This is a genomic window from Flavobacterium sp. SM2513 (genome assembly GCF_050908145.1).
Taxonomy (GTDB): domain Bacteria; phylum Bacteroidota; class Bacteroidia; order Flavobacteriales; family Flavobacteriaceae; genus Flavobacterium.
On sequence record NZ_CP194228.1, the window covers coordinates 1,725,515 to 1,741,996 of the forward strand.

General features: G+C 35.3%; 24 protein-coding genes. 21 read left to right on the forward strand and 3 right to left on the reverse strand.

Translation table 11 applies throughout. The features are described from left to right. Position 1: 1 nt before the first annotated feature. Positions 2–691 (forward strand): YjjG family noncanonical pyrimidine nucleotidase, encoded by a 690-nt coding sequence (locus ACQ5J2_RS07025; RefSeq protein WP_432673015.1) that lies wholly within the window; start codon positions 2–4, stop codon positions 689–691. Positions 692–711: 20 nt separating this feature from the next. Then, positions 712–1,428: a hypothetical protein gene (locus ACQ5J2_RS07030; protein WP_432673016.1), complete on the forward strand. Its 717-nt coding sequence runs from the start codon at positions 712–714 to the stop codon at positions 1,426–1,428. Positions 1,429–1,572: 144 nt separating this feature from the next. Here ACQ5J2_RS07030 and ACQ5J2_RS07035 read toward each other — a convergent pair whose 3' ends face one another. Continuing rightward, entirely contained in the window at positions 1,573–2,850 is a 1,278-nt protein-coding gene (locus ACQ5J2_RS07035; protein ID WP_432673017.1) for a replication-associated recombination protein A, read from the reverse strand. 134 nt (positions 2,851–2,984) lie between these two features. On the opposite strand from ACQ5J2_RS07035, the gene ACQ5J2_RS07040 reads away from it, so the two are divergent. Further along, a complete protein-coding gene (locus tag ACQ5J2_RS07040; protein ID WP_432673018.1) occupies positions 2,985–3,761 on the forward strand; it encodes a rhomboid family intramembrane serine protease in 777 nt (258 codons plus the stop codon). 52 nt (positions 3,762–3,813) lie between these two features. Here the strand turns inward: ACQ5J2_RS07040 and rlmB are convergent, their stop codons facing one another. Together rlmB and ACQ5J2_RS07050 are read right to left on the reverse strand one after the other, a co-directional pair. Beyond that, positions 3,814–4,548 (reverse strand): 23S rRNA (guanosine(2251)-2'-O)-methyltransferase RlmB, encoded by a 735-nt coding sequence (gene rlmB / locus ACQ5J2_RS07045; RefSeq protein WP_432673019.1) that lies wholly within the window; start codon positions 4,546–4,548, stop codon positions 3,814–3,816. A gap of 108 nt (positions 4,549–4,656) precedes the next feature. Continuing rightward, positions 4,657–6,303 carry a hypothetical protein gene (locus tag ACQ5J2_RS07050; protein WP_432673020.1) on the reverse strand — a complete coding sequence of 549 codons (1,647 nt, stop codon included), beginning with the start codon at positions 6,301–6,303 and terminating at the stop codon, positions 4,657–4,659. 287 nt (positions 6,304–6,590) lie between these two features. Here ACQ5J2_RS07050 and rpsL point away from each other — a divergent pair, with 287 nt between their 5' ends. The 18 genes from rpsL to rpsN all read left to right on the forward strand — a co-directional run bounded on the left by rpsL (position 6,591) and on the right by rpsN (position 16,463). Continuing rightward, the gene (rpsL, locus tag ACQ5J2_RS07055; RefSeq protein ID WP_022828353.1) at positions 6,591–6,974 is read left to right on the forward strand and encodes a 30S ribosomal protein S12; all 384 of its coding nucleotides are present in this window, start codon (positions 6,591–6,593) and stop codon (positions 6,972–6,974) included. A gap of 81 nt (positions 6,975–7,055) precedes the next feature. Beyond that, complete coding sequence (rpsG, locus tag ACQ5J2_RS07060) at positions 7,056–7,532, forward strand: 30S ribosomal protein S7 (RefSeq protein WP_026718729.1); 477 nt, start codon at positions 7,056–7,058, stop codon at positions 7,530–7,532. A 9-nt stretch (positions 7,533–7,541) separates the two neighbouring features. Beyond that, complete coding sequence (gene fusA, locus ACQ5J2_RS07065; RefSeq protein ID WP_432673021.1) at positions 7,542–9,698, forward strand: elongation factor G; 2,157 nt, start codon at positions 7,542–7,544, stop codon at positions 9,696–9,698. A gap of 11 nt (positions 9,699–9,709) precedes the next feature. Beyond that, complete coding sequence (rpsJ, locus tag ACQ5J2_RS07070) at positions 9,710–10,015, forward strand: 30S ribosomal protein S10 (protein WP_011963470.1); 306 nt, start codon at positions 9,710–9,712, stop codon at positions 10,013–10,015. Between the two features lie 157 nt (positions 10,016–10,172). Then, positions 10,173–10,790, forward strand: a complete 618-nt coding sequence (gene rplC / locus ACQ5J2_RS07075; protein WP_432673022.1) for a 50S ribosomal protein L3 — start codon at positions 10,173–10,175, stop codon at positions 10,788–10,790. Next, entirely contained in the window at positions 10,790–11,419 is a 630-nt protein-coding gene (gene rplD, locus ACQ5J2_RS07080) for a 50S ribosomal protein L4 (RefSeq protein ID WP_432673023.1), read from the forward strand. Before rplC ends, rplD begins: the two co-directional genes overlap by 1 nt. Before the next feature lie 7 nt (positions 11,420–11,426). Beyond that, positions 11,427–11,717 carry a 50S ribosomal protein L23 gene (gene rplW / locus ACQ5J2_RS07085; protein ID WP_432673024.1) on the forward strand — a complete coding sequence of 97 codons (291 nt, stop codon included), beginning with the start codon at positions 11,427–11,429 and terminating at the stop codon, positions 11,715–11,717. Between the two features lie 6 nt (positions 11,718–11,723). Then, positions 11,724–12,548, forward strand: a complete 825-nt coding sequence (gene rplB, locus ACQ5J2_RS07090; protein ID WP_432673025.1) for a 50S ribosomal protein L2 — start codon at positions 11,724–11,726, stop codon at positions 12,546–12,548. 6 nt (positions 12,549–12,554) lie between these two features. Next, positions 12,555–12,833, forward strand: a complete 279-nt coding sequence (gene rpsS, locus ACQ5J2_RS07095) for a 30S ribosomal protein S19 (protein ID WP_432673026.1) — start codon at positions 12,555–12,557, stop codon at positions 12,831–12,833. Between the two features lie 8 nt (positions 12,834–12,841). Then, entirely contained in the window at positions 12,842–13,252 is a 411-nt protein-coding gene (rplV, locus tag ACQ5J2_RS07100) for a 50S ribosomal protein L22 (RefSeq protein ID WP_300090161.1), read from the forward strand. Positions 13,253–13,257: 5 nt separating this feature from the next. Continuing rightward, positions 13,258–14,013 carry a 30S ribosomal protein S3 gene (gene rpsC, locus ACQ5J2_RS07105; protein ID WP_432673027.1) on the forward strand — a complete coding sequence of 252 codons (756 nt, stop codon included), beginning with the start codon at positions 13,258–13,260 and terminating at the stop codon, positions 14,011–14,013. Between the two features lie 19 nt (positions 14,014–14,032). Then, entirely contained in the window at positions 14,033–14,458 is a 426-nt protein-coding gene (gene rplP / locus ACQ5J2_RS07110) for a 50S ribosomal protein L16 (RefSeq protein WP_432673028.1), read from the forward strand. A gap of 11 nt (positions 14,459–14,469) precedes the next feature. After that, entirely contained in the window at positions 14,470–14,661 is a 192-nt protein-coding gene (gene rpmC, locus ACQ5J2_RS07115) for a 50S ribosomal protein L29 (protein WP_022828364.1), read from the forward strand. A 17-nt stretch (positions 14,662–14,678) separates the two neighbouring features. Next, a complete protein-coding gene (gene rpsQ / locus ACQ5J2_RS07120; RefSeq protein ID WP_022828365.1) occupies positions 14,679–14,939 on the forward strand; it encodes a 30S ribosomal protein S17 in 261 nt (86 codons plus the stop codon). 2 nt (positions 14,940–14,941) lie between these two features. Further along, positions 14,942–15,310: a 50S ribosomal protein L14 gene (rplN, locus tag ACQ5J2_RS07125; protein WP_022828366.1), complete on the forward strand. Its 369-nt coding sequence runs from the start codon at positions 14,942–14,944 to the stop codon at positions 15,308–15,310. An 11-nt stretch (positions 15,311–15,321) separates the two neighbouring features. Beyond that, a complete protein-coding gene (gene rplX / locus ACQ5J2_RS07130) occupies positions 15,322–15,636 on the forward strand; it encodes a 50S ribosomal protein L24 (protein ID WP_432673029.1) in 315 nt (104 codons plus the stop codon). Positions 15,637–15,638: 2 nt separating this feature from the next. Further along, on the forward strand, positions 15,639–16,190 hold the full coding sequence (gene rplE / locus ACQ5J2_RS07135) for a 50S ribosomal protein L5 (RefSeq protein WP_432673030.1): 552 nt from the start codon (positions 15,639–15,641) through the stop codon (positions 16,188–16,190). Between the two features lie 3 nt (positions 16,191–16,193). Beyond that, positions 16,194–16,463 (forward strand): 30S ribosomal protein S14, encoded by a 270-nt coding sequence (gene rpsN / locus ACQ5J2_RS07140; protein ID WP_432673031.1) that lies wholly within the window; start codon positions 16,194–16,196, stop codon positions 16,461–16,463. Positions 16,464–16,482 lie beyond the last annotated feature (19 nt).

A 16,482-nucleotide genomic window follows, 5' to 3' on the forward strand; every position in this document is an offset into this window, starting at 1 on the left:
TTTGAAAGCACCAATTCTCGACGTTTTTTTTGACTTAGACCATACACTTTGGGATTTTGAAAAGAATTCAGCATTGACTTTTGAGAAAATTTTACATAAAAACAATATCGATGTGGACCCGGTCAAATTCGTAGCCCATTATGTTCCTATAAATTATAAATATTGGGAACTTTTTCGGGAAGATAAAATCACGAGAGATGAGTTGAATTACGGACGGTTAAACGAGACGTTTTCACGACTGAATATCACTGTTGAAATTGAAATTTTGACTTCATTGACAAAAGATTATATACACTTTTTACCTGAACACAATCATCTCTTTGAAGGCGCTCTTGAACTTTTAGATTATTTAAAACCGAAGTATAACTTACATATTATTACGAACGGTTTCCATGAGGTTCAAACTCATAAGTTAAATAATTCCAATTTAACGTCATATTTCAAAACTATAACAAATAGCGAGTCTGCTGGAGTGAAGAAACCAAATCCCATTATTTTTGAATATGCTTTGTCTCAAGCAAATGCTAAAAAGGAAAGCAGTATAATGATTGGAGATTGTATTAATGCTGATGTTTTAGGTGCATTAAATTGTGGAATCGATGCCATTTTGTTTAGTGAAATTCCACAGATTCTTGAAGATAAAAACATCAAACAAATCAAGTATTTATTAGATTTAAAAAAATACCTTTAATGCAGTTAAGCAATTCAATTATGAAAAAAGCATTTTTATTAGTATTCAGTTTTTTTACCTTGTTTTCTTTCGGACAAAATATAAATCAGTATGAATTTTTGATTGTTCCTACCCAATTTAATTTTCAAGATAGCGAAAATGAGCACCGACTCAATACATTAGTCAAATTTCGATTAGAAGAATATGGTTTTAAAGCTTTTTATACTGCCGAAAATCGCTTTATCAGTTATGAGGATCGTTGCAATTACTTAAATGTAAATGCAGTAAGCGAAGGTGGGATGTTTGTAACCAAATTGTATATAGAGTTTAAGGATTGTCAAAATTTGGTAGTCTTTAAATCTGCGATTGGAAAAAGTAGAAATAAGGACCGGAAAGCGGCATACATTGAAGCTATGGAAGAAGCACTTTTGTCCATTAAAGATTTGAATTACAAGTTTGAAGGAATGAAGACTGAAAAAATAGTGGAAGAAACAGAAATAGAAAACGCTAGTCCTATAGCAAAAAAAGAAGTTGTAAATGAAAATGCGCTTTTTGCACAATCAATTACTAATGGTTTTCAACTTGTGGATAAAACGCCGAAAGTTATTTTGAAGATATATAAAACTTCTGAGGTCAATTACTACATCGCAATTTCAGGAGAGAAAAACGGGATTGTTTTTATGAAAAATAGCGAGTGGTATTTTGAATATTATCTGAATGAAAAATTAGTTTCAGAAAAGTTAAGTATTAAATTTTAGGTGCCTTGAAAAGTAAATTTTCTGTTTTGTAATCCTTGCGTTAGGGATTAAAGTGGAAATCCTTTTCTCTCTTTCTTTAAGAGAGAAAAGATTGCAACGGAAAGCCCGACACCACTTTTTCAGTGGTGTAACGCCCAAATCAGTTTAATAGCCATACTTGTTTTTCCATCTGTTTTTTAAAAACTCTTTGGTTGCGTTTTCACGAGAATTATTTCCTGGAACGTAAAATGCGGTATTCTTAATTTCATCAGGAAGAAACTCTTGGTCGGCAAAATTATTGTCATAATCGTGTGAATATTTGTACTCGTCGCCGTAACCTAATTCCTTCATAAGTTGTGTTGGAGCGTTTCGCAAATGAATGGGTACCGGTAAATCTCCGGTTTGCTTTACTAGTTTTTGAGCTTTTCCAATAGCCAAATACGAAGCATTACTTTTTGGGGAAGTGGCTAGATATACGGCACATTGACTCAATATAATCCGACTTTCGGGATAGCCAATTGTGGAAACCGCTTGAAAAGTATTGTTTGCCATTACAAAAGCAGTTGGATTTGCGTTTCCGATATCTTCACTTGAAAGAATTAACATTCGTCTTGCAATAAATTTCACGTCTTCGCCACCTTCAATCATTCTAGCTAGCCAGTAAACAGCCCCATTTGGGTCGCTTCCACGAATTGATTTTATAAAAGCAGAAACAATATCATAATGTTGTTCGCCTGTTTTGTCGTATAAGACAGTGTTCTTTTGAACCAATTTCATCACCATTTCATTGGCGATTGTTACGTCGTCTGTTTGAGAAGCGTTTATTACTAATTCAAAAATATTAAGCAATTTTCGACCGTCGCCACCTGAAAGTCGAAGGAGTGCTTCCGTTTCTTTAAGTTCGATATTTTTAGTTTTCAAATGAGCGTCTTTTTCAATCGCACGATGAAGCAAAGCCAATAAATCTGATTTTGAAAACGAATTTAAAATATAAACCTGACAGCGCGACAGTAAAGCGGGAATCACTTCAAAACTTGGGTTTTCTGTTGTAGCACCAATTAATGTAATCCAGCCTTTTTCGACAGCGGCAAGAAGTGAATCTTGTTGTGATTTACTGAAACGGTGGATTTCGTCAATGAATAAAATAGGGTTTTTAGCAGTAAACAAGCCGCCACTTTGTTTCGCTTTGTCAATTACTTCGCGAATGTCTTTAACGCCTGAGTTTATAGCACTCAGTACAAAGAATGGGCGTTTGGATTCCTTAGCAATAATTTCTGCCAAGGTTGTTTTTCCAGTTCCTGGAGGTCCCCAAAGTAGGAGTGAAGGAATGATTCCTTTATTTATTTGTTGTGTCAGTGAACCTTCGGGTCCAACTAAATGCAACTGACTGATGTATTCTTCTAAAGTTTGAGGTCGAATTCTTTCGGCTAACGGTGCTTCCATAATTGCAAAATTAGTCAAAATAATTGACTTGATTTTTGTAAATTATGACACATTAACATACATTTATTTTTGGTGGACTTCTTGATAACTTAGGAAAGAACATTGCCTTCATTGTGCGTTTAAGTATCCCATCCATGAATGAAAATCATTTTAAGTTTTCCTTATCGGTTGTAGTTTTACCGCTACTTTTTGTACTTTCCATTTGGACGGTATATTGGTTTGAAATAAAATTCGATTATAATTTATCAGAATTTGGCGTGTACCCGAGAACTTTTGAAGGTTTAAGAGGAATTATTTTTAGTCCCTTTTTGCACGGTAGTATTGAGCATTTGTACAGTAATACGATTCCAGCTTTCTTACTGATGGCCTCGTTACGTTACTTTTACAGGGAAAATTTCTGGAAAGTGTTGATATACGGGATTTTGCTGTCTGGAATTTTAACATGGTTAATTGGTCGCGAATCCTATCATATTGGCGCGAGTGGACTAATATATGTATTGGTTAGTTTTATGTTTTTTAAAGGTTTGCGTTCACAGTATTATCGTTTAGTTGCATTGTCATTGGTGATAATAATGCTTTACGGCGGTATGATTTGGTATGTTTTCCCGGATATTGAAGAAGGAATTTCTTGGGAGGGACATTTAGCGGGATTGCTTACCGGTTTTGGAATGGCGATTTTATTTAAAACGCCTGATTATAAAAAGTTTCTGAAATACGATTGGGAACAACCTGATTATATTTCAGAAGGAGATAAATTTATGGAGCGATTTGATGAAAATGGTCTCTTTGTAAATGCTCCAAAACCCGAAATCATTGAGGAGCCCATTGAGACTAATCTAGGACAACATTCAACAGCTGAAGAACAATTTAGAATCGTTTATCATTTTAAAGAAAATTCAAATTTGGAATAAAAAAACACGATTTAAGTGAATAAAGCGTGTTTTAAGTATTTTGCATTTCAAATTATTTTCGCTGTCTTACCGCTTCGTAGAGAAAGGCACCACAAGCTACAGAAACGTTTAAAGAGCCAATTGTTCCAAACATGGGCAGCTTTGCTTTTTCATCTACAATTTTTAGAACAGACGGATTAATTCCGCGGTCTTCTGACCCCATAATTATTGCCACAGGTTCGGTTAAAGAAATATCATAGATGGTTTGATCCGTTTTTTCTGTTGCAGCAACGGTTTTAATGCCCGAACCTTGTAAAAAGAAAATCGCGTCTTTAATATGTTCTACACGACAGATTGGAATATTAAAAACAGCTCCAGCAGAAGTTTTCACTGTATCTCCATTTACAGGAGCGGCTCCAGATTTTTGAACGATAATTCCGTCCACTCCCGAACATTCTGCAGTACGAATAATTGCGCCAAAATTTCTTGCGTCAGATATTTGATCCAGAACTAAAAACAAAGGGGTTTTTGTTTTTTCAAGAACAGTTTCCACTAAAGTTTCAATACCTACAAATGAAATTGGTGCAATAGTAGCAACCGCTCCTTGGTGATTATTGGGAGTCAGACGATTCAGTTTCTCAACGGGAACATAAGTAAATTTAACGTTGTTACGTTTCATTACTTTTAGTAAATCCTTCATCAATTCGCCTTGAGCGTCTTTCTGAAGAAATACTTTGTCTACTTCTTTACCTGCTGTGATGGCTTCTACAATAGCTCGAATTCCAAAAATCAAATGTTCTTTTTCCATGTTGCAAATGTAATAAAAAAAGGTTAGCTGAATGACTTGCTTTTTTTACACATCAATAAAATTTTAATTATTGATTAGTTAAATCATTTTTGTTGTTGAATAGGGTCTTTAAAAGTTGGTTACAAATTTTATTTGAACTACCGAATTTGCTGACTTTATTACTTGTTCATCCGTAGTTCCATTGGCATAAATTAGATTTAATAAACCGTTTTTTGATTGAATGCCTAAACCAAATCCAATTCCTAGAAGTCTGTTACTGGTGTTAGAAGTCTGATCTTGATAATATCCATAGTCTAAGACACTGTGTATGTATAGATTGGGTGACAGAATAAACCTGTACTCCGTAAGTATTGAAATAAAAGTATTTGCCTGTAAGCTGTTTTCGTTAAATCCTCTAATGGATTGAATGCCTCCAAAACGATAAAGTTCATTAATAATGAATTTAGTACTGTTTAAATAAAAGTTTTGACTTTTCAGATTTACGACGTTTCGTTTGTCAAGATATAAATTATGGCTAAAGTTGAGTTCGAAAAATGTTTGTTGATTGGTTTCGATTTTTGAACTTCTTTCACCCAGTCCAGTTTTGAAAATAAACCTTGTCTTCATTGGAAAGAGGGCGTCGTCGATGTAATCTTTGTATTCGAAAGTAGAAGTTACAAATGTGCTCTCGAAATCGCTTATAAATGCATTATTTGAATTCTGAATATCGCTCGATTCTGTGGATTGGTATCCCAGATATAGTTTTTTATTATGTGTAAAATAATAGCCTAAGTCTAAACCCGTTTTTGTGTTCTGAAAAGTACTGTCTTGTTTATAAATAGTAAGATTCGCTTTTAAGCCTAGCGGACTTTTAAAAATATAAGGAATTTCAATTCCAGCATTAAAAGTAACTTGTTTGTCGTCGTCGCTTTTCCAGTATAAATTTAATTCTTCACCGGAGTTTAAAATATTGATTAAAGATAAATCTAGATACCCCGTAAATTTAAGGTTGCTATTTTCATCATTTGCAAATCCAATATAGCCGTCAAATCTATTGGCTTTCGCTTTTTCCAGATAAACATAAACTTTGGTGCTGTCATCGCTAAACAAAATTTCGGGATATCGGTTCTGGTTTATGAATCTGAAAGCATTAAAATCCTTATAAATTTTATTCAGGTTATTTTTGTTAAACGTTTTTTTACGGTACAAACGCTGAATATTTTTTTTGTGACCTTCTGGAAATTTTTCATAACCATTAATAACAATTTCATTCAGGTATCGTTTTTTGTTACTGTCAATTTTTAAGCTGGCGAAAAGTTGGTTCTTCTCTCTTTTAAAATCCACAAGTTGGACAGTCGCCAATGAATAACCTTTCAATTCGAGTTCGGATAACTTTTGTTGCAAAAATAATTCAGTTTTATTAATAGGTAGGATAATGGTGTCATTCGGGAAAGAAAGGAAAGTAGACGCTTTGTCTATTTTTATATGTATCGATTGAGTTTGAATTCCCAAGTTGAAATTGAATTGGTATAAAGTATCGTTTATTTTTTGAGAATCAGTGAGCTGATTTTCTAAATAACCCAATTGTAGTAATTTATGTGAGAAATTTTGCGCTTCAGCAAGAATGCTTTTCGTATTAGAGTGTTTCTGAAGATAACCGAGCGAATCAATTTTTGTGTTTTCTACTTCTGAATCTGAAACTATTTTTAACGATAGTTGTTGGCCAAAATAATTTTGGCAATTAAATAATAAAAGAAGTAGTAGTAGATTTTTCAATACAATTTAGTTGGATATGTGCAATTCTACCCGATGTAATAATTCAAGAAACGGCTTTGTAATAAAAGAACTTTGCAGCTTATTCATTTTCTAAAATTTTACAAACGGTATAAATAAGACGTTGGTAAAAATAACGCAAAAAATGGAATTCTATGATAGTAAAAATAAATCTTTATTAATGTGATTGAAAATTAATGAATTATGATTTGTTTTTAGAAAAATCTTTTTTACATTTGCAACCCGTAAAAAGCGGGAAAATTATATATAAGAAATTTTTAGTATTAATTATGCCAACAATTCAACAATTAGTAAGAACTGGAAGAACTCAGATGACTAAGAAGAGTAAATCGGTTGCTTTAGATTCTTGTCCTCAACGAAGAGGGGTATGTACGCGTGTTTACACTACAACACCAAAAAAACCAAACTCTGCAATGCGTAAAGTAGCGCGTGTACGTTTGACAAATGGTAACGAAGTGAATGCTTATATCCCAGGTGAAGGACACAATCTACAAGAGCACTCGATAGTATTAGTTAGGGGTGGAAGAGTAAAAGATTTACCTGGAGTGAGATACCACATCGTTCGTGGTGCACTTGATACGTCAGGTGTAGCGGGAAGAACGCAACGTAGATCAAAATACGGAGCAAAACGTCCAAAAGAAGCAAAAAAGTAAATCTAAATTAGTTGCAAAGCTAAGAATTTATAAGGTCGAGAGGCATTAAAATATCTGCGCTTTCAACACAAAAGAAAAGAAATGAGAAAAAGAGCGGCAAAGAAAAGACCACTTTTACCAGATCCGAGGTTTAATGACCAACTGGTAACGCGTTTTGTGAACAACTTAATGTGGGACGGTAAGAAATCAACAGCTTTTAAAGTGTTTTATGATGCAATGGATATCGTAGAAGCTAAAAAGCAAGATGCTGAAAAATCTTCAGTAGAAATCTGGAAAGACGCATTGACTAATGTTATGCCTCACGTAGAAGTACGTAGTCGTAGAGTAGGTGGAGCAACATTCCAAATTCCAATGCAAATTCGACCAGACCGTAAAATTTCTATGGCAATGAAGTGGATGATACTTTATGCACGTAGAAGAAATGAGAAATCTATGGCTCAAAAACTAGCTTCTGAAGTTTTAGCTGCTGCTAAAGAAGAAGGTGCTGCTGTTAAAAAGAGAATGGATACTCATAAAATGGCTGAAGCAAATAAAGCATTCTCTCACTTTAGATTTTAATAAAAAGAAATGGCTAGAGATTTAAAATATACAAGAAACATAGGAATTGCTGCCCATATTGATGCTGGTAAAACAACAACAACAGAGCGTATTCTTTTTTATACAGGAAAATCACACAAAATTGGTGAAGTACACGATGGTGCTGCAACAATGGACTGGATGGCACAAGAGCAAGAAAGAGGTATTACAATTACTTCTGCTGCTACAACTTGTGAATGGAATTTCCCTACAAAACAAGGTAAAGTGCTTCCGGAATCTATTCCGTATCACTTTAATATCATTGATACTCCAGGACACGTTGATTTTACTGTAGAAGTAAATCGTTCTTTACGTGTACTTGACGGATTAGTTTTCTTATTTAGTGCAGTTGATGGTGTTGAACCTCAATCTGAAACGAACTGGAGACTTGCTGATCAGTATCATGTGCCTCGTATGGGATTCGTAAATAAAATGGACCGTCAAGGTTCTAACTTTTTGGGAGTTTGTCAGCAAGTTCGTGATATGCTAAAATCTAATGCAGTTGCAATTACTTTGCCAATTGGTGAAGAAAATGACTTCAGAGGTGTTGTTGATTTAGTAAAAAATCAAGCTATTATATGGCATGATGAAACTCAAGGTGCTACTTTTGATATTATCGATATCCCGGCTGATATGGTGGATGAGGTAAAAGAATTCAGATCGATTCTTATTGAAGCAGTTGCTGATTATGATGAGAATTTGTTAGAAAAATTCATGGAAGATGAAAACTCAATTACTGAGGAAGAAATCAACAAAGCTCTAAGAGCTGCGACTATGGATATGGCTATCATTCCTATGATTGCTGGTTCTTCTTTCAAAAACAAAGGAGTTCAATTCATGTTAGATGCAGTATGTAAGTATTTGCCATCTCCAATGGATAAAGACGGTATTGAAGGAATTCATCCTGATGATGCTGAGTTATTAGAAGAGGATCAAACAAAAATTTTGCGTAAGCCAGACGTTAAGGAGCCATTTGCTGCTTTAGCGTTTAAAATTGCTACTGACCCATTCGTAGGTCGTTTAGCATTTTTCCGTGCTTATTCAGGTCGTTTGGACGCGGGTTCTTACGTTTTGAATACACGTTCTGGAAACAAAGAAAGAATTTCTCGTATCTACCAAATGCATGCGAACAAACAAAATCCAATCGATTTTATCGAAGCGGGTGATATTGGAGCAGCAGTTGGATTTAAAGATATTAAAACTGGAGATACTTTGTGTGATGAAAAACACCCAATTATTCTTGAGTCAATGAAATTTCCTGCACCAGTAATTGGTATTGCAATTGAGCCTAAAACCAAAGCTGACGTAGATAAAATGGGTATGGCTTTAGCTAAATTAGCTGAAGAAGATCCAACATTTACTGTTAGAACAGATGAGGCTTCGGGACAAACTATTATTTCAGGTATGGGTGAGCTTCACTTAGATATCTTAGTTGATAGAATGAAACGTGAATTCAAAGTTGAAGTAAACCAAGGTGAGCCTCAAGTTGAATATAAAGAAGCTTTTACAAAAAGTGCGGTTCATAGAGAAACTTATAAAAAGCAATCAGGTGGTCGTGGTAAATTCGGTGATATCGTATTTAAATTAGAGCCAGCTGATGAAGTTGAAGGTAAAATTCCTAAAGGATTACAATTTGTTAATGCTGTGAAAGGTGGTAACGTTCCTAAAGAATATATTCCATCTGTAGAGAAAGGTTTCCGTGAAGCTATGAAAACGGGTCCATTAGCTGGATACCAAGTTGATAGTTTGAAAGTAACTTTAACAGACGGGTCTTTTCACCCGGTCGATTCTGATGCGCTTTCTTTTGAGTTAGCGGCAAGAATGGGTTATAGAGAAGTTGCTAAAGCTGCAGGAGCTGTTATTTTGGAACCTATCATGAAAATGGAAGTGATTACACCAGAAGAAAACATGGGAGATATCGTTGGTGATATTAACCGTCGTAGAGGTCAGGTTAATGATATGGGAGACAGAAATGGAGCGAAAACTATTAAAGCTGATGTGCCTTTGTCAGAAATGTTTGGATATGTAACCACATTAAGAACATTGTCATCTGGTAGAGCTACTTCAACAATGGAGTTTTCTCACTATGCAGAAACGCCTTCGAATATTTCAGAAGCGGTAATTAAAAAAGCAAAAGGTAACGCTTAATTCTTAAGAAAATGAGTCAAAAAATCAGAATAAAACTAAAATCTTACGATCACATGTTGGTAGACAAGTCTGCTGAAAAGATTGTAAAAACTGTAAAAAGTACAGGTGCAGTAGTAACAGGTCCTATTCCGTTGCCAACTCACAAAAAATTGTTTACAGTACTACGTTCTCCACACGTTAACAAAAAAGCTAGAGAGCAATTTGAAGTAATGTCATACAAGAGATTAATTGATATTTACTCTTCATCTTCAAAAACGATTGATGCGCTAATGAAATTAGAGCTGCCAAGTGGAGTAGAAGTTGAAATCAAAGTTTAAGTAGTAGTTCAAGAGAAATAAAAGGACGCTGCTTTTAGACGAAAAAAAGTTTTTTTGGTTTGTGTGTAAATAAGTTATACTTTTGCACCTCAAAAAAATTAGGGTTCGGTTAAAAGCTGCGTTCTATATTTATATTTAATAATTAATAATTAATATTATGTCTGGGTTAATTGGTAGAAAAATCGGCATGACTAGTATTTTCGATGAAAATGGAAAAAACATTCCATGTACAGTAATCGAAGCTGGTCCATGTGTTGTTACCCAAGTCAGAACCAAAGGTGTTGACGGGTATGAAGCGTTGCAACTTGGTTTCGATGACAAAAAAGAGAAACAGTCCACGAAGGCGGCCGTAGGTCACTTTAAAAAAGCGGGAACTGTAGCTAAGAAAAAAGTCGTTGAATTCAAGTACTTCGAAAATGAACACAAATTAGGTGAGGTAATCACTGTAGACCTTTTTCAAGAAGGCGAATTTGTAGATGTACAAGGTGTATCAAAAGGTAAAGGTTTTCAGGGTGTTGTTAAACGTCACGGTTTTGGTGGTGTTGGTCAGGCAACTCACGGTCAACACAATCGTTTGAGAGCGCCAGGATCGGTAGGAGCTTCCTCTTATCCTTCTAGAGTATTCAAAGGAATGCGTATGGCAGGAAGAATGGGAACTGATAATGTAACGGTACAAAACCTTAAAGTTTTGAAAGTAGTTGCAGATAAGAACCTACTTGTAATTAAAGGATGTGTTCCAGGACACAATAACTCTTATGTAATCATTCAGAAGTAATGGAAGTAAAAGTTTTAAATATCACAGGAAAAGAAACTGGCAGATCGATTACTCTTTCTGATTCAGTATTCGCAATTGAGCCGAATAATCACGCAGTCTATCTTGACGTTAAGCAATATCTTGCTAACCAAAGACAAGGTACTCACAAAGCTAAAGAAAGAGCTGAGGTTACTGGAAGTACTCGTAAGATTAAAAAGCAAAAAGGAACAGGAACAGCTAGAGCTGGTAGTATTAAAAACCCTTTGTTTAAAGGTGGAGGTCGCGTTTTCGGTCCACGTCCACGAAGTTATTCATTCAAATTGAATAAGCAAGTGAAACGTTTGGCTCGTAAATCAGCTTTCTCAATTAAAGCAAAAGAATCAAATATTATCGTTTTAGAAGATTTCAATTTTGAAACTCCAAACACTAAAAATTTCATCAATGTTTTGAAAGCTTTAGGGTTAGAGAATAAAAAATCGTTATTTGTAGTGGGTGATTCAAATAAAAATGTATATTTGTCCTCACGTAATTTAAAAACCTCTAGCGTTGTAAGTCACTTAGAATTAAGTACTTATGCTATTTTGAATACTAATAATCTTATATTGTTAGAAGGTTCATTAGAAGGAATTGAAGAAAATTTAAGTAAATAATAGGAATATGAGCATCATAATGAAGCCTATAGTAACTGAAAAAGTAACCAAAGAAAGTGAAGTTTCTAACCGTTTCGGATTCGTTGTAGATAAAAAAGCTAACAAAGTACAAATTAAGAAAGCTGTTGAAGCTGCTTATGGAGTATCTGTGGTTTCGGTAAACACAATGAACGTACGTCCAGATAGAACTACTAAATACACAAAAAGTGGTTTAATCAGTGGAAAAACCAACGCTTACAAAAAAGCAATGGTTCAAGTAAAAGAAGGAGAAACAATTGATTTTTACAACAATATCTAAGATAAAATGTCAGTAAGAAAATTAAAACCTATTACCCCGGGTCAGCGATTTAGAGTTGTGAATGGTTTTGACGCCATTACAACTGATAAGCCGGAGCGCTCATTGATAGCACCGATAAAAAACTCAGGAGGTAGAAATAGTCAAGGAAAAATGACCATGCGTTATACAGGCGGTGGTCACAAGCAAAGATATCGTATCATTGATTTCAAACGAACTAAAGTTGGAATTCCAGCTACGGTTAAATCGATTGAATATGATCCGAATCGTACAGCTTTTATTGCTTTATTAGCTTATGCTGATGGTGAAAAAACGTATATTATCGCACAGAATGGATTGCAAGTAGGTCAGAAATTAGTTTCTGGTGTAGATGCTTCTCCGGAAATCGGTAATACCCTTCCATTAAGCAAAGTGCCTCTAGGAACAGTAATTTCATGTATTGAATTACGTCCAGGACAAGGAGCGACTATCGCTCGTTCAGCAGGAACTTTTGCTCAATTAATGGCGAGAGATGGAAAATATGCAACAATTAAAATGCCTTCTGGAGAAACAAGATTAATCTTGTTAACATGTTCGGCAACAATTGGAGCGGTTTCTAATTCTGATCACCAATTAATTGTATCTGGTAAAGCAGGTAGAACAAGATGGTTAGGAAGAAGACCTAGAACAAGACCAGTAGCTATGAATCCTGTCGATCACCCAATGGGTGGTGGTGAAGGTCGTTCATCAGGAGGACATCCACGATCAAGAAATGGTATTCCTGCTAAAGGTTATAGAACTCGTTCTAAGAAAAACCCGAGTAACAAATATATTGTAGAACGTAGAAAGAAATAATAAGATATGGCACGTTCATTAAAAAAAGGACCTTTCGTTCACTACAAGTTAGATAAGAAAGTTCAAGAAAATGTTGAAAGCGGTAAAGGTGGAGTAGTAAAGACTTGGTCTAGAGCTTCAATGATTACCCCAGATTTTGTTGGACAAACTATCGCTGTTCACAACGGTCGTCAGTTTGTACCTGTTTACGTAACAGAAAACATGGTAGGTCACAAATTAGGAGAATTTTCACCAACTAGATCGTTTAGAGGTCATGCAGGAGCAAAAAATAAAGGTAAAAAATAAAAGAAGCAATGGGAGTTCGTAAAAGAGAAACAGCAGATGCGAGAAAAGAGGCTAATAAGTCTATTGCTTTCGCGAAATTGAATAACTGCCCTACTTCACCTAGAAAAATGCGCTTAGTTGCGGACTTGGTAAGAGGTCAGAAGGTAGAAAGAGCACTTAATATTTTAAGATTTAGTTCAAAAGAAGCTTCAAGAAAACTTGAAAAATTATTATTATCTGCAATTAATAACTGGGAACAGAAAAATGCAGATGGTGATGTAGCTGAGGCTGGATTAATCGTAAAAGAAATCCGTGTAGATGGTGGAATGATGTTGAAAAGACTTCGTCCAGCTCCACAAGGAAGAGCGCACAGAATTAGAAAACGTTCAAATCACGTTACAATCGTGTTGGGACAATTAGATAACACACAAGCAAATTAATTAAGATGGGACAAAAGACAAATCCAATTGGAAACAGACTTGGGATCATCAGAGGATGGGATTCAAACTGGTATGGTGGAAATGACTACGGTGATAAATTAGCCGAAGACTATAAAATCAGAAAGTACATCCATGCTCGTTTATCAAAAGCTAGTGTATCAAAAGTAATCATCGAGAGAACTTTGAAACTTGTAACCGTTACTATCACTACTGCTAGACCGGGTATCATTATCGGAAAAGGTGGACAAGAGGTAGACAAGTTAAAAGAAGAACTTAAGAAAATTACAGACAAAGAGGTTCAAATCAACATCTTTGAAATCAAAAGACCTGAGTTAGATGCTTATCTAGTTGCGACTAGCATCGCTCGTCAAATCGAAAGTCGTATTTCTTACAGACGTGCAATCAAAATGGCTATTGCTGCTTCTATGCGTATGAACGCTGAAGGTATCAAAGTTTTGATTTCTGGTCGTTTGAATGGTGCTGAGATGGCAAGATCTGAAGGATTCAAAGAAGGTAGAATTCCTCTATCAACTTTCAGAGCTGACATTGATTATGCTCTTGCTGAAGCACATACTACCTATGGTAGAATGGGTATTAAAGTATGGATCATGAAAGGTGAAGTTTACGGAAAACGTGATTTATCTCCACTTGTTGGAATGGATAAAAAACAATCCGGTACTGGTGGTAAAGGTGGAGATTCCAGAGGTGGAAAATCTAACTTTAACAGAGGTGGTAAACCAGACGCTCGTAAAAGAAAGTAATCTTATAAATTAAAGAAAAATGTTACAGCCTAAAAGAACAAAATACCGAAAGGTACAAAAAGGTAAAATGAAAGGGAACTCGGGTAGAGGTCATGAACTTTCTAATGGAATGTTTGGAATTAAATCGGTACATGAAGAAGGAGCATTCCTAACTTCTCGTCAAATTGAGGCAGCTCGTATTGCAGCTACTCGTTTTATGAAAAGAGAGGGCCAACTGTGGATCAAAATATTTCCAGACAAACCTATCACTAAGAAACCTTTAGAGGTACGTATGGGTAAAGGAAAAGGAGCCGTAGAATATTGGGCTGCTGTTGTTAAACCAGGAAGAATTATGTTTGAAGTTGGAGGAGTTCCTTTGTCAGTAGCTAAAGAGGCTTTGCGTCTTGCTGCTCAAAAGCTTCCAGTAAAAACTAAATTTGTCATCGCTAGAGATTTCGAAGCATAATCTATATTATTATGAAACAATCAGAAATAAAAAATCTTTCGGTAACGGAATTACAAGAAAAGTTGATCCAATCTAAAAAAGCGTATGCTGATTTAAAAATGGCTCATGCTATTTCTCCAATTGAAAACCCACTTCAAATTAGAGGTGCAAGACGTACCGTTGCACGATTCGCAACTGAACTAACTAAAAGAGAATTACAATAACTGTAATCTGCTGAAAGATGGAAGAAAAAAGAAATTTAAGAAAAGAAAGAGTTGGTGTTGTTACTTCTAACAAAATGGATAAATCCATTGTTATTGCAGAAGTAAGAAAAGTAAAACACCCATTATACGGTAAGTTCGTGTTGAAGACTAAAAAGTATCATGCACACGACGAAACAAACGACTGTAACATTGGTGATACGGTAAGGATTAGCGAAACGCGTCCTTTAAGTAAAACTAAATGTTGGAGGTTAGTTGAAATCTTAGAAAGAGCTAAATAATTATGGTACAACAAGAATCAAGACTAAAAGTAGCAGATAACACAGGAGCTAAAGAAGTTTTAACTATCCGTGTTTTAGGAGGTACCAAAAGAAGGTATGCCTCTGTTGGTGACAAGATTGTAGTATCTATCAAAGATACATCTCCTAACGGAAGCGTTAAAAAAGGAGCTGTTTCAACTGCAGTAGTGGTACGTACCAAAAAAGAAGTGAGAAGAGCCGATGGTTCTTATATCCGATTTGATGACAATGCATGTGTTCTTTTGAACGCGGCAGGTGAGATGAGAGGAACTCGTGTTTTTGGTCCAGTAGCAAGAGAACTTCGTGAAAAACAATTCATGAAAATTGTATCATTGGCACCAGAAGTGCTTTAATTATTTGTAAGATGATAAAGCTAAAGATAAAATCAGGAGATACTGTTAGAGTTATTGCTGGAGACCATAAAGGTGCTGAAGGCAAAGTTGTAAAAGTAGACCGTGAAAAGAACAAAGCGATTGTTGGAGGTGTAAACATGGTTAGTAAACATACTAAACCAAGTGCAAAAAGCCCTCAAGGTGGAATCGTTAAGAAAGAAGCTCCTATTCAAATCTCTAATATCGCTTTAGTTGATACTAAGACGAAAGAAACTACGAAAGTAGGAATGAGAATGGATGGAGATAAGAAAGTAAGATTTTCAAAAAAATCTAATCAAGTACTATAGTGATGGCATATACACCTAGACTAAAAGAAGAATATAAGAGTAGAGTTGTCTCTGCTCTTAAAGAAGAGTTCGGTTACAAAAACGTAATGCAGGTTCCAAAATTGGAGAAAATCGTTTTGAGTAAAGGAGTTGGAGCAGCAGTATCAGATAAGAAATTAATTGATTATGCTGTAGATGAATTGACTAAAATTACAGGTCAAAAAGCAATTTCTACAATCTCTAAGAAGGATGTTGCATCTTTCAAATTGAGAAAAGGAATGCCTATTGGAGCAAAAGTTACTTTACGTGGAGAGAGAATGTATGAGTTTTTAGATAGACTTGTAACTTCAGCTTTGCCACGTGTGCGTGATTTCAGCGGTATCAAAGCTACTGGATTTGACGGAAGAGGTAATTATAACCTTGGAGTTTTAGAGCAAATTATTTTCCCAGAAATTGATATTGACAAAGTAAACAAAATTTCAGGAATGGATATTACCTTCGTTACCTCTGCAGTGACAGATAAAGAAGCGAAATCATTATTGACTGAATTGGGATTACCTTTTAAAAAGAATTAAGACATGGCTAAAGAATCAATGAAAGCCCGTGAGGTGAAAAGAGAAAAAACGGTAGCAAAGTATGCTGAGAAAAGAAAAGCTTTGAAAGAAGCTGGAGATTTCGTAGGTTTGCAAAAATTACCGAAAAACGCTTCGCCGGTACGTATGCACAATCGTTGCAAAATTACAGGTAGACCTAGAGGATATATGCGTCAATTTGGTGTTTCACGTGTAACATTTCGTGACATGGCAAATAACGGATTAATTCCAGGTGTGAAAAAAGCCAGTTGGTAAAATTTCATCTACCATTTTG

What these genes read in the sequence shown, in the direction of transcription:
- ACQ5J2_RS07030 (WP_432673016.1), top strand. Translation starts at nt 712, where the DNA reads ATGAAAAAAGCATTTTTATTAGTATTCAGTTTTTTTACCTTGTTTTCT.
- ACQ5J2_RS07035 (WP_432673017.1), bottom strand. Translation starts at nt 2,850, where the DNA reads ATGGAAGCACCGTTAGCCGAAAGAATTCGACCTCAAACTTTAGAAGAA.
- ACQ5J2_RS07040 (WP_432673018.1), top strand. Translation starts at nt 2,985, where the DNA reads ATGAATGAAAATCATTTTAAGTTTTCCTTATCGGTTGTAGTTTTACCG.
- rlmB (WP_432673019.1), bottom strand. Translation starts at nt 4,548, where the DNA reads ATGGAAAAAGAACATTTGATTTTTGGAATTCGAGCTATTGTAGAAGCC.
- rpsL (WP_022828353.1), top strand. Translation starts at nt 6,591, where the DNA reads ATGCCAACAATTCAACAATTAGTAAGAACTGGAAGAACTCAGATGACT.
- rpsG (WP_026718729.1), top strand. Translation starts at nt 7,056, where the DNA reads ATGAGAAAAAGAGCGGCAAAGAAAAGACCACTTTTACCAGATCCGAGG.
- fusA (WP_432673021.1), top strand. Translation starts at nt 7,542, where the DNA reads ATGGCTAGAGATTTAAAATATACAAGAAACATAGGAATTGCTGCCCAT.
- rpsJ (WP_011963470.1), top strand. Translation starts at nt 9,710, where the DNA reads ATGAGTCAAAAAATCAGAATAAAACTAAAATCTTACGATCACATGTTG.
- rplC (WP_432673022.1), top strand. Translation starts at nt 10,173, where the DNA reads ATGTCTGGGTTAATTGGTAGAAAAATCGGCATGACTAGTATTTTCGAT.
- rplD (WP_432673023.1), top strand. Translation starts at nt 10,790, where the DNA reads ATGGAAGTAAAAGTTTTAAATATCACAGGAAAAGAAACTGGCAGATCG.
- rplW (WP_432673024.1), top strand. Translation starts at nt 11,427, where the DNA reads ATGAGCATCATAATGAAGCCTATAGTAACTGAAAAAGTAACCAAAGAA.
- rplB (WP_432673025.1), top strand. Translation starts at nt 11,724, where the DNA reads ATGTCAGTAAGAAAATTAAAACCTATTACCCCGGGTCAGCGATTTAGA.
- rpsS (WP_432673026.1), top strand. Translation starts at nt 12,555, where the DNA reads ATGGCACGTTCATTAAAAAAAGGACCTTTCGTTCACTACAAGTTAGAT.
- rplV (WP_300090161.1), top strand. Translation starts at nt 12,842, where the DNA reads ATGGGAGTTCGTAAAAGAGAAACAGCAGATGCGAGAAAAGAGGCTAAT.
- rpsC (WP_432673027.1), top strand. Translation starts at nt 13,258, where the DNA reads ATGGGACAAAAGACAAATCCAATTGGAAACAGACTTGGGATCATCAGA.
- rplP (WP_432673028.1), top strand. Translation starts at nt 14,033, where the DNA reads ATGTTACAGCCTAAAAGAACAAAATACCGAAAGGTACAAAAAGGTAAA.
- rpmC (WP_022828364.1), top strand. Translation starts at nt 14,470, where the DNA reads ATGAAACAATCAGAAATAAAAAATCTTTCGGTAACGGAATTACAAGAA.
- rpsQ (WP_022828365.1), top strand. Translation starts at nt 14,679, where the DNA reads ATGGAAGAAAAAAGAAATTTAAGAAAAGAAAGAGTTGGTGTTGTTACT.
- rplN (WP_022828366.1), top strand. Translation starts at nt 14,942, where the DNA reads ATGGTACAACAAGAATCAAGACTAAAAGTAGCAGATAACACAGGAGCT.
- rplX (WP_432673029.1), top strand. Translation starts at nt 15,322, where the DNA reads ATGATAAAGCTAAAGATAAAATCAGGAGATACTGTTAGAGTTATTGCT.
- rplE (WP_432673030.1), top strand. Translation starts at nt 15,639, where the DNA reads ATGGCATATACACCTAGACTAAAAGAAGAATATAAGAGTAGAGTTGTC.
- rpsN (WP_432673031.1), top strand. Translation starts at nt 16,194, where the DNA reads ATGGCTAAAGAATCAATGAAAGCCCGTGAGGTGAAAAGAGAAAAAACG.